The sequence below is a fragment of the Microbacterium testaceum genome (assembly GCF_001476655.1).
Lineage (GTDB): Bacteria > Actinomycetota > Actinomycetes > Actinomycetales > Microbacteriaceae > Microbacterium > Microbacterium testaceum_C.
Genome location: NZ_LDRT01000079.1, coordinates 1 through 11,370, shown reverse-complemented (window position 1 = coordinate 11,370; position 11,370 = coordinate 1). Strand labels below are relative to the sequence as shown.

Below are 11,370 nucleotides of genomic sequence, written 5' to 3'. Positions count from 1 at the left end.
CACCCCGGTCCGCGTCGCGCGCCACTGCTAGCGTCGTCGGGTGAATTCTCGTCTCTCCCCTCTCGTCGACGAACGGGTCGGTCGCTCCTGGACTCTTTTCCTCGACCGCGACGGTGTCGTGAACACCCGCATCATGGGCGGTTATGTCCGTACCTGGGACGAGTTCCACTTCGAACCGGGTGTCCTGGATGCGTTGCCCGTCCTCGCGCGGTGGGCGCCGCGCATCGTCCTGGTCACGAACCAGCAGGGCATCGGCAAGGGCCTGATGACGGAGGACGAGCTCGCCGAGCTTCACGAACGGATGCGGCACCACATCGTCGCGGCCGGCGGTCGCCTGGACGGCATCCGGTACTGCCCACATCTCGACGCCGACGACTGCCCGTGTCGAAAGCCCCGTCCGGGCATGGCGCAGGACGATCTCGCGCAGCACCCGGAGATCGACGGCGCGCTTTCCGTGATGGTCGGCGACACACCCGGCGATGTGGAGATGGGGCGTCGCCTCGCCGCGGCGAACGGCGGCGGAGCCGTCGTGCGGATCTCGTCCCAGATCGACCCGGCGGCCGACCTCACCTACCCGAGTCTGGCGACCTTCGCCGCAGCTCTCGCTCCCCTCGTGGCAGCGCGCGCGACTCACTCCGCGGAGTAGCCGAACCCGTCCTCGATCGCCTGCATGAGCGAGTGGATGACGACGAGCTCCGACTCCTGAACCCGGTCTGCCCAGCGACTCCCGCCGAGCGCGATCGTGACGTCCGCCATCTGTCCGAGGGCCGACTCAGCCGTTGCCGACGATGCCACGACGATGCCGCCCGCGGCCTTCATCGCCTCCGCGGCGCGCAGGACGTTCGGGGATTTCCCGCTCGTGGAGAGCGCGAGAAGCACGTCGCCGGGGCGGGCGAAGGCCTCCACGAACTTCGAGAACACGAACTCGTAGCCGTAGTCGTTCGCCACGCACGTGAGGTGCGAGGGATCCGAGATCGCCATGGCCCGTAGGGGCGGGCGATTGCCCCGGAAGCGACCGGTCAGCTCTTCGGCGAAGTGCTGGGCGTTCGTCATCGACCCGCCGTTGCCGCAGGCGAGGAGCGTGCCCCCCTGTCGCAGCGACGTGATCATGGCATCCGCGGCCCGATCGAAGGCGGCACCGAAGGCGGCGTCTTCGGCGAGCGCCGCCATGCGCTGCGCGTTCTCGAGCAGGTTCTCCTGAAGAACACCCATTTTGTTCCCTTCCTCCGATCCGTCGCGGTTCAGCCGCGGCGGACCTGCTGACCCTGCGACAGGCGCGTGGTCGAGACGCCGTCGAGCAGATTGACGATGTGGACGCGTCCGCCCCAGGCCTTGGCATCCTCTCCGCCGACGACCTGGTCGGGGCGGTAGTCCGAGCCCTTGACGATGACGTCGGGGCGGATGGCGCGGATCAGCTCGCGCGGAGTGTCCTCGCCGAAGACGGTGACGAAGTCCACGTAGCGCACCGCCTCGAGAACGCTCATGCGGTCCGCTTGGGGCTGAAGGGGGCGCGTCGGGCCCTTCAGCCGCGCGGTGGACTCGTCGGAGTTCACGCCCACGACCAGGACGTCGCCGAGAGAGCGCGCCTCCCGCAGAAGCGCCACGTGTCCCGCGTGCAGCAGGTCGAACACGCCGTTGGCGAAGACGACGGACTTCCCGGCGTCTTTCTCGACGGCGACGAGCTGAGCGAGTTCGTCCCAGTCCTCGATCGTGCCCGGACGGTCCTCGGGCGAGGACTCCACGAGCAGCTCGTTCAGCAGGTCGGCGCTCGAGACGACGGCGGTGCCCGGCCGGCCGCAGGCGATGCCGGCTGCCATGTTGCCGATCTGAACGGCCTGCAACGTGGTGAGGCCGGCGGCGAGCCCCGCGGCGATCCCGGCGATCATCGAGTCCCCCGCACCCGAGACGTCTGCCACGAGACGAGCGCGCGTCGGGATGCGCGTGCGGGCGGTCGCCTCGACGACCTCCACGCCGACTGCGGAGAGGGAGATCGCCAGCGACTCGATGCCGTCGACGAGCAGCCGCTCGGCGATGGTGTCGAGGGTCTCCTCGTCGGGGGCGTCGGCACGCAGACCGGACATCTGCAGGGCCTCGGCGAAGTTGGGCTTCACGATCGTCGCCCCGCGGTACTTGCGGATGTCGGTGGACTTCGGGTCGACGACGACCGGGGTGCCGAGGCTCTTGCCCAGTTCGATCACCCGCGTGACGAGGTCGTCGCCCAGCATGCCCTTCGCGTAGTCGGACACGACGATGGCCGTGCGCGACGGAGATTCACCCACGGCCGCACGGACAGCCTCGAAGGCGGCGTCGATGCCATCGGCATCCAGGGGAGTGAGGTCCTCGCGGTCCACGCGGACGATCTGCTGCATTCCCGCCACGACGCGCAGCTTCTCGATGGTCGGGGCGCTGCCGCGCCGGATGGGCGAGGTGGCGACGCCCGTCCCGGAGAGCAGACGTTCGAGCTCGCGCCCGGCCTCGTCGTCGGCCCATGCGGCCACGAGCGTGGTCTGGATGCCGAGAGCCGCGATGTTCATCGCGGCATTGGCTGCACCGCCCGCGACGCTGCGGTCCTGCCGCACGCGAAGGACCGGGATGGGCGCTTCCGGCGAGATGCGGTCGACGGCACCCGCGACGTAGCGGTCGAGCATGGCGTCGCCGATCACGACCACCCGGGCGCCCTCGAAGCCGAGGACGTGCTGCGGAGTGATCGGGGGCAGTGCGGACATGTGACTTCCAGACGTGGGGCGAGCGAACCGGCGGTCGGCCGGACCGAACGAGCGTAACGGACGGAGCCGGTGGGTTACCGGAGGAGCCCCTCGACGGCCGCGGCGACCTCGTCGGGACGCACCGCGCGGATGCAGTGGGGCTCGCGTGCGACGCACTCGTCGACGCACCCCTCCGCCGGGTGCGAGGGCTGGAGCATCGCGCTGCGGGCCGACCACGGACCGAAGCGCTCCGGAGCGTTGTCGCTCCAGGGCGAACCCGTCGCGGGGTGACAGGTCACGACGGCCGTCGGCACCTCCAGGCTGCTCGAGATGTGCTGCAGGCCCGAGTCGTTGCCCAGGAACACATCGCACCGCGAGATGGCGGCGGCGCTCTCGCTCAGGCTGAGCTTCCCGGCCAGATCGACGGCACGGATGCCGCGGGCCTCCAGCAACGCGACGAGTTCTCGGGCGCGGGCGGTGTCGACGCCCCCGCCCAGGATCTGGACCGCGACGGGACGCTCGGCGGAGAGCGTCTGCATCACGTCGGCGAGATCCTCGACGGGCCACTGACGCTTCGCATCGCGAGCACCGATGCCCAGGCCGACCACGATTCCTTCGGTGTCTCCGAGGCCCGCCTTCGCGGTCGCCGCGCGCAGGTCGGCGTCATCGAAGAGACCCCGACCGACGGGCGGGAGACGGTGATCCTCCCAGGGGAGGCCGAGGTACTCGGCGACGCGTCGCAGCTGCCCGACCGTGAGGCGCGGCGTCGTGCCGCGCGAGATGACGTCGGTGAGCAGCTTGTCCTGCGGGCCGAACCACTCCGGCTCGCGCTCGGGGACCGGAGCGAAGCCGACGACCGAGCGCGCGCGCGACGCGACCGCCAGATACCGGACCGGGGTGTCGTCGAAGTCCCACCGCGGCAGGATCGCGAGGTCGTACCCCCGGAGGCCGAAGCGGCGGAGCCCCTGCCGTGCCGTGAGGATCTGGCGCTTGAGCGCCGACCCCTCCGTCACCGGCGTCCATTCGATGACGCGATCGACGGTCGGCGTCGCGTGGAACATCGTTGCCGGTCCGGGCTTGAGCACGAAGTGGACCGTTGCCTCGGGCCAGTGGGCGCGGATGGCAGCGAACAGAGCCAGGGTTGTGCTGGTGTCGCCGATCTCGTCGCTGCGCAGGACGACGATGCGACGCGGGCGGACCGTCGGGTCCCAGGGGCGCCGACGACGGGCTCCGAACAGGCGAGCGAAGACGGCCGGAGAGAGCGGGTCGCGGTGACGGATCGCGTTGATCTGCCAGACGGCCCGGCGGAGGAGTGAACGCACGGGATCGAGCTTAGAGGGCCGCATCGCGCACTCCCTGTGTGCCGCTCACCGCAGCGGTCGCGCGGGCCGGCGCGCGCGAGCGCTGCGGGCCGCCGCGTCGAGCACCGCGGCGCGAGCGTCGAAGGAGTGCTCGGCGCGGACCCGGGCCGCGATCTGCGCCAAGTGCTCGGCATCGGGGAAGATCTCATCGGGATCCGTCCGGAGGAGCTCGACGAGGTGCGCCTCATCGCGGTAGACGACCACGGCCCCACCGAAGATTTCCTCGATCCCGTCGACCTCTTCGGAGATCACTCGACCCCCCATCGCCACCACGTCGAACGGGCGGATCGCGATGAACCCCTCGCGCCGCATCGACGGGAACTGGTCGTTGAGGACGACGGATGCCGACTCGTACCGTCGCGGCAGGTCGGCGTGGGGCATGCTCGCAGCGGCGATGGCCGCGTGGGGGATGAAGGTCCGCCAATCGGGGCCGTAGACGCGGACAGGGACACCGGCGCGGAGGGGGGCGACGACGCTCGGCCGCGCCACCCCGCGCGCTTTGCCGACGAAGACGATCTCGTCGGTGCGCTCGACGCCCTGCGGGCGGAACACGTCGGTGTCGGTGGCCTCGAGCAACGGCTGCACGTCGATGCCCCAGCGCGCCGTCGTCCTGCGCGACCAGCCCGCCGAGGCGGCGAAGACCCTGTCGAAGGCGGCGAGCTCGTCGCGCGTGATCTGCTCGGGGTGACTGATGATCCAGAGGAGGTTGACCCCGGGCTCGACGGCGTCGATGCGATCCATCCCGCGGACGGCGACGTTGACGTCGTCGAGGTACGTCGTGGAGCGGGACCGCGCGGCGTAGGCATCGATCACGACCGAGTGGCCCCGACGCCGCAGCGCCGCGGCGAGACCACGGGCGAAGTGCACGTCTCCCCAGATGGCGCCCTGCTGTCCCGCCGGCGCGCAGGTCTTGATCGCCCAGCGCTGCGCGTCGGGATGCGGTCGGCGCCACCGGAGGTGAGGCGCGATCATGCCCGTGGCCGAGCCGCGCCATTCGACCACGTCGAACCCCGCGGCCTCGATCAGTGCGGTGGCGGCCTCGCGGTCGCGGGGATCCGTTCCCCCCGACGGCCGAGGCTCGTCGAAGACCAGCAGGGGCTCCTCGAGGACCGGCCGCACGGCCGTCAACACTCGAACGCCCATCCGCGCGCGCAGGGCATCGGCGAACGACGCCGCCGAGCGCACCCCCGTGCGCTCGAGCAGCGCGCGCAGCTCGGCTCGAGGAGCGGCCACGCTGAGACTGCGCAGCAGCGGGACCGAGACGATCTCATCGAGGGGGTCGAGGTCCTCCGACGGGTGCCCGGAGAGGATCGGCCACGCCACCGCGCCGCCGGTTTGCGCTGCGCCGAGACCGTCGATCGTTCCGTCCTGAGCGAGATGGGCGGGCACGGCTGCGACGTCGTCGCCGGCGGCCGCGACGAGCGCGTCGATCTCGTCATCGCCGAACTCCGCGCGCGGGTCGAGGGTGACGACGACCTCGACGTCGAGAGGCGCGATGGCACCCTTCAGCATGTGCGTCCACGCCACGCGACGAGACTCGCCCCGGAGGGTCAGATCGGGCACGATGTGGGCCAGCAGGTGCGCGGAGACCCACTGCGCCGCGTCGACTCCGACGAGCGGGACGACGACGCGATCGACGGTGGCGCGAGCCGCCGCCTGCCGGAGCTTGGCGTCGTAGCGGCGGTCCCGCGCCTGCAGAGGGCGGACCAACCCGACCGCGGCGGGCGACCCGGCGGGCGACGGGTGGTGCCGGTGGCGTCGCCAGGTGCTCGCGGCGCGAAGAGCGCGCCGACGCACCTCGGCGACGGGCATGCGCATCGTCCAGCCGGCGGCCGTCAGCTCGATCTCGGTGTCGCGCCGCGCCCAGGCGTGTTCGAGACCGGGCGCGCCGTGCTCGCGCCCATACTCCTCGGCATCCCACCACGGGTGCACGCGAACCGTCTCACGCTCGCTCACGAGGTACGCGTACAGCGCCGGGACGCGCAGGACCTCGGGCAGCTCTCCCCCGGCGACGATGTCGTCGAAGAGGGGGTTCAGGCTCATCCCCCGGCGGAAGCCCCACGCGACGTAGTGCGCGATCGCGAGAGCGCGGGGTACGCGCGGGAATCCGAGCTGGGTGCCGTAGTACTCGGCATCCACCAGCTCCGAACGGCCGATCGTCCGTGCCCACCAGATGCGATCCGCGGCCCGGACCACCGGTCCGACGACGGGGAGTTCGCGAGAACGGCGGACACTCTCCCGAAGGCGACCGAGGCGCATCCCTCGATTCTACGGGCGAGCCGTCACCGTCTCAGTCGACTCCGCAGCCGCCGCACCCGCGAGAGCAGCGGCTGGTGGGCGTCGATCTCACGCCGGACATCGTCGCGCAGCTCGGCCCGGAGCCGGTCGACGGCGTAGTCGACGTGGGCGGCGAGCTGGGTCTGCAGCGAGGCCAGGTACAACGGGAGCCCGGGCCCTTCGCGCTGCACCCATTCGGCGAGCGCGCGATCGCGCACCACCGCGTCGTCGCGCGCGTGCTCGGCCGCGAGACCGAACATGCTGTTGGCATCGAGGCCCACCGAGTCGGGACGCTGCGTCCAGAACGCGAGCGGCTCCCCCGCGAGAAAACCGATCTCGTGGCCACGCAGCATCCGCAGGTAGAGGTCCCAGTCCTCGACGGCGTCGAGCGTCTCGTCGTACCAGCCGATCTCGTCGTGCAGGCGGCGTCGATAGACGACCGAGATCGGGACGGCGCGGTTCACGCTCATCATCTCGCCGAGCGAGATCCGGCTCATGCCCGCCCAGAACGGCGCACGGCCGACCTCGACCCAGGTTCCCCCGTGGTTCTCCTCGTAGACGATCTCGGTCGCCGCCGACACCGCCGCGTGGGCGGCGTGCGCGTCGAGCCACGCGACCGTGCGCTCGAGGAACGCGGGGTGCCACCGGTCGTCGTCGTCGTGCAGCACCACGTACTCGGTGTCGAGAGCGCGCACCCCCGTGTTGGCCGCGATGCACCGCCCCCCATCCCCGGGGGCGATGTGGACGACGCGCACACGGTCGCCGAACCCGGCCTCCTCGACGAGGGCGTCGACCTCGGCCGCGTCTCCGCCGTCGTTGACCACGACCACCCGCCAGTCGCCGAACCGCTGCGCGGCGATGTCACCCAGCGCCCGACGCAGGAACGCCGGGCGTTGGCGGGTACGGACGACGATCCCGGCGCGTGCAGGCATGCGTCCGAGCATAGGGGCGGACCCGACGGCGTGTGCGCCGCGGGGTCCGCCTAGAGCTCGGCGTGCAGGGCCCAGATGCGATCGGCGCACGGCTCCCAGGCGAAGCCCTTGGCGCGGTCGCCGGCGAGCACCCGCAGGCGGGCGCCGTCCTCGCCCAGAGCCCGCGTCAGCGCCGCGCCGAGATCGTCGGCGGGCGCGAGGGCCACGGCATCCGCCAGGACCTCGCGATGGACGGGCGTGTCGACCGCCACGATCGGGATGCCGACGGCCAGCGCATCGACCGCCCGCCAGGGCCAGTCGGTCCGGGCGCATCCGGTCACGAAGGCTTCCGCGTGCGAGAGGACCGCCGCCCGATCCCACTGGTCCAGCGAACCGCGGGCGTGCACGCGTGCCTCCGGGACACCGGCGGCGACGGCGAGCTCGACCACCGCGGGCTCGTCGCCCTCGGGCACGTCGAGGACGACCACGTCACCGTCCCACTCCGCGGCCGTCACTGCGGCGAAGGCGTCCGCGAGGCCGTCGGAGGGCGCACTGCCGCCCGCGACCGCGAGGAACGTCGCGGGGAGATCGAGGGCGCGAAGACGACCGACCGCGTCCGAGGGCACGCGCATCCCCGCCGCCGGTGCGCCGCCGATCACGCGGACCTTCGACACGAGCTTCGACTTGGCCAGTTCCCCGAGCCGCTCGGCCATCGCGTGCGTGGGCACCACGACCGCGTCGGCGTGCTTCGCGACCCGCGACAGCAGGGCCCGCGAGGCGAGCGCCTCGGCGCGGGGCAGTTCGTCGGGCGCCTCCCACGCGCGCAGGTCCCAGAGGGTGACGACGATCTGGTGCGTCTCGTTGACGCGGTCGTGCCGGACGAGCGGGGCGAGTGCCGTCGGCGAGTGGATCAGTCCCTTGCCGACGCCGGGAGCCACACCGAGCTGCCACGAGGCCGCGAGCTCGCGCCGGCGCATCTGCAGGCGCGTCTCGGCGGACAGCCCGGTGACGCCGGCGTCGTCGGGCAGACCCGGTGACGGGACGATGCTGGCGACGTCGCAGCCGCGCGGAGCGGTGTCGATCAACGCCTGGGCGAGCGAGGCCGAGGCCTCGGCGAGATCACGGGAGGTGGGAGCGACGAGCTGGTCCAGCACGACGCGCAGGGTGACGGTCACGGGGCGGGCGCCTCTGTCTCGGTGGGGGGATGCAGCTTGTCGTGGACGATCTGCTGGACCTGCGCGTAGTCCGGGTCGAACTCGTCGACCCCGCCGTCGGGAGTGAGCTCGATGGTCGAGACGGGCTGGTCCTTCGCCTTCAGCGCGAGGTCGACCAGCGTCGGAGCGATGAGCCCCTGGGGAAGGTCGGTCTCGACGATGTTCGTCCCGGCCGCGGCCACCTCCTGGAAGTGGGTGAGGACGTTCTGCGGGGTGAACTGCGCGAGGATCGCCTCCTGCAGCTGGCGCTGACGCCGCATCCGATCGAAGTCGCTCGTGGTGTACCGCGAGCGGGCGTACCACTGCGCCGTGTCGCCGTTCATGTGCTGCGCGCCCGGCTCGATCCATCCGAAGGCCCAGTCGTCGACGGGCTGGCCGTCGTAGGCGGGTCCGCCCTTGGGCAGACGCTCGTCGACCGTGATGTCGACCCCGCCGAGGGCGTCCACGAGATTCGCGAACCCCTTCATGTCGAGGAGCACGTAGTACGGGATCTGGATGCCGAGGATGCCCTCGGCCGCGTCTTTGGTCGCCTCGATGCCGGGCTCGGAACCGTGGGCCTCGGCATCCGGATACAGGGTCTTGCCGTCCTGGCAGACCTCGACCTCGGTGCGCAGCTGATTGATTCCGCTGCCCCACCCGCAGGTCGGATCGAATTTGCCCTCGTGCCCGTTGGGGTACTTGTCCTGCATGGGTCCCGGCGCGAAGGGGAAGTTCGGCATGTCGCGCGGGATGCCGGTGATGGTCACCGCACCCGAGGCGGCGTTGATCGAGACCACCGAGATGCTGTCGAAACGCATGGAGTCGCGCCCCTCGCCCGAGTCGGCTCCGAGCAGAAGGATGTTGTAGTACCCGTCGGACGGGGGGACGACGGGGGCGGACTGGGCGAAGATCTCCGCGAACGCGTCACGCGTCGTGCCGGCCGTCTGCACCGCCCAGCCGGCGCCCGCAACGAGGGCGCCGGTGAGGCCGATCGAGACGATCGCGATACCGAAGCGCGCGAGCGGGCCCGTCCGCACGAGGCGGACCAGTCGCAGCGTGTCGATCGTCAGCACGATCCAGAGCACCGCGTATCCGATGAGCACGCCCTGGACGAGGGTGAGCGGGAGCCACCGGAACCACGAGAGGAAGTCGGGGATGGACGAGCCGGTGGCCAGGGCGAACAGAGTGCTGGGCGCGAGGAGGGCGCAGAGCGCGATGAGCACGATCATCACCCACAGGGCGACGGTCGCGCCGAGACCGAACCGACCGAGACGTCGGTCGCCCGCCAGCACCTGGGCGGACCCGGGGATGAGCAGGTTCGCGACGATCAGCCACCACCCGCGGCGCGTCATGACCTCGGTCGAGCCGAGGTCCGGATTGCGCAGGGGACGCTGCTCGACCAGCGAGGAGCGCGCGGGCACGCGCGGCGGCGCGAGCGTCATAGAGACTCCTTGAGCCGGCGGTTCTTCTCTTCGACCTGGATCTCCAGATCGCGCGCGTAGGCCTCGACGCGGTCGGCGACCTCGGGGTCGGCCGCACCGAGGAGACGAGCGGCCAGGAGCCCCGCGTTCTTCGCCCCGTTGATCGACACGGTGGCCACGGGGATTCCCGCCGGCATCTGCACGATGCTCAGGAGCGAGTCCAGCCCGTCGAGGGTGGCGAGTTGGACGGGGACGCCGATCACGGGGAGGGCGGTGACGGATGCCAGCATCCCGGGCAGGTGCGCGGCACCCCCGGCCCCGGCGATGATGGCGCGGAGTCCGCGCGCGCGCGCCTCGCGTCCGTATCGCACGAGTTTGTCGGGCGTGCGGTGCGCCGAGACGACCTCGACCTCGTGGGGGATCCCGAACTCGGTGAGCACCTCGGAGGCGGCGTTCATCACCCGCCAGTCGGAGTCGGAGCCCATGACGACGCCGACCACGGGCGTCTCGGAAGAATGCAGCGGCCGGGTCACCGGTCCAGGCTAGGGCGGCTCGCTGGAAGAACTCGCAACGGCACGCTCAGAGGCTCACCTCAATCGAAGAACGCCGCCGCCGCGCGGGCCTCGTACACGACGTCGTCGAGGTCTCCGCCCGTCACGTTGACGTGCCCGACCTTTCGGCCGGGGCGCGGGGCCTTGCCGTAGGTGTGGATCTTCGCGGTCGGGTGGGCCTCCATCGCGGCCGGGAAGCGCTCCTCGAGCGTGCCCTCCTCGGGACCGCCGAGGACGTTGATCATGACCGCCCAGGGCGCGATGGCCGCCGTCGATCCGAGCGGCAGGTCGAGGACCGCTCGCAGGTGCTGTTCGAACTGGCTCGTGACCGCGCCGTCCTGCGTCCAGTGGCCGCTGTTGTGCGGGCGCATCGCGAGCTCGTTGATGAGGATGCGCTCATCGCTGGTCTCGAAGAGCTCGACGGCGAGCATTCCGGTGACGCCGAGACCCTCCGCGACGGCGACGCCGATCTCGGCGGCGACCCGCTGGGCACGGGCGTCGGCGCGGGGCGCGGGGGCGACGACTTCAGCGCAGACCCCGCCACGCTGCACGGTCTCGACGACGGGGTACACCCGGACCTCTCCCGACGGACGGCGCGCGACCTGCTGGGCCAGTTCACGGGTGAAGTCGACGAGCTCTTCGGCGAGGAGGGCACCACCGTTGCCGTCCTCGGCGAGCGCCGTGAACCAGTCGTCGGCCTCGGTGGCTGCGGACACCACGCGCACGCCCTTGCCGTCGTACCCGCCCCGAGGCGTCTTGACCACGGCCCGACCGCCGTGCGCGTCGAGGAAGGACTGGAGCTCGGCCGCGTCGGCGACGGCGGCCCAGTCGGGCTGCGGAAGTCCCAGCTCAGCCATGCGGGTGCGCATGACGAGCTTGTCCTGGGCGACCGCGAGCGGCGCGGGTCCGGGGTGGACGGAGACGCCCGCGTCGACGAGCGCCGCGAGCACG

The 11,370-nt window shown here is 71.6% G+C and carries 10 protein-coding genes; 1 reads left to right on the top strand and 9 read right to left on the bottom strand.

The window, feature by feature from the left end; genetic code table 11:
• Nucleotides 1–40 precede the first annotated feature (40 nt).
• Nucleotides 41–646, top strand: a complete 606-nt coding sequence (locus tag NS220_RS11890) for a D-glycero-alpha-D-manno-heptose-1,7-bisphosphate 7-phosphatase (protein WP_058624265.1) — start codon at nt 41–43, stop codon at nt 644–646.
• Here NS220_RS11890 and NS220_RS11885 read toward each other — a convergent pair.
• The 9 genes from NS220_RS11885 to NS220_RS11845 form a co-directional block, all read right to left on the bottom strand.
• Nucleotides 631–1,212 carry a D-sedoheptulose-7-phosphate isomerase gene (locus tag NS220_RS11885; RefSeq protein WP_058624264.1) on the bottom strand — a complete coding sequence of 194 codons (582 nt, stop codon included), beginning with the start codon at nt 1,210–1,212 and terminating at the stop codon, nt 631–633. The genes NS220_RS11890 and NS220_RS11885 overlap by 16 nt on opposite strands.
• A gap of 29 nt (nt 1,213–1,241) precedes the next feature.
• Nucleotides 1,242–2,726, bottom strand: a complete 1,485-nt coding sequence (locus NS220_RS11880; protein WP_058624263.1) for a PfkB family carbohydrate kinase — start codon at nt 2,724–2,726, stop codon at nt 1,242–1,244.
• 74 nt (nt 2,727–2,800) lie between these two features.
• Complete coding sequence (locus NS220_RS11875; RefSeq protein ID WP_058624262.1) at nt 2,801–4,027, bottom strand: glycosyltransferase family 9 protein; 1,227 nt, start codon at nt 4,025–4,027, stop codon at nt 2,801–2,803.
• A gap of 45 nt (nt 4,028–4,072) precedes the next feature.
• A complete protein-coding gene (locus NS220_RS11870; RefSeq protein WP_058624261.1) occupies nt 4,073–6,325 on the bottom strand; it encodes a glycosyltransferase in 2,253 nt (750 codons plus the stop codon).
• A gap of 23 nt (nt 6,326–6,348) precedes the next feature.
• Complete coding sequence (locus tag NS220_RS11865; protein WP_081323149.1) at nt 6,349–7,275, bottom strand: glycosyltransferase family 2 protein; 927 nt, start codon at nt 7,273–7,275, stop codon at nt 6,349–6,351.
• A 50-nt stretch (nt 7,276–7,325) separates the two neighbouring features.
• A complete protein-coding gene (locus tag NS220_RS11860; protein ID WP_058624260.1) occupies nt 7,326–8,429 on the bottom strand; it encodes a glycosyltransferase in 1,104 nt (367 codons plus the stop codon).
• Entirely contained in the window at nt 8,426–9,889 is a 1,464-nt protein-coding gene (locus NS220_RS11855) for an LCP family glycopolymer transferase (protein ID WP_058624259.1), read from the bottom strand. Before NS220_RS11855 ends, NS220_RS11860 begins: the two co-directional genes overlap by 4 nt.
• On the bottom strand, nt 9,886–10,353 hold the full coding sequence (gene purE / locus NS220_RS11850) for a 5-(carboxyamino)imidazole ribonucleotide mutase (RefSeq protein ID WP_058624298.1): 468 nt from the start codon (nt 10,351–10,353) through the stop codon (nt 9,886–9,888). Before purE ends, NS220_RS11855 begins: the two co-directional genes overlap by 4 nt.
• A 107-nt stretch (nt 10,354–10,460) precedes the next feature.
• The coding region (locus NS220_RS11845) for a 5-(carboxyamino)imidazole ribonucleotide synthase (protein WP_058624258.1) at nt 10,461–11,370 on the bottom strand (910 nt) is incomplete at its 5' end.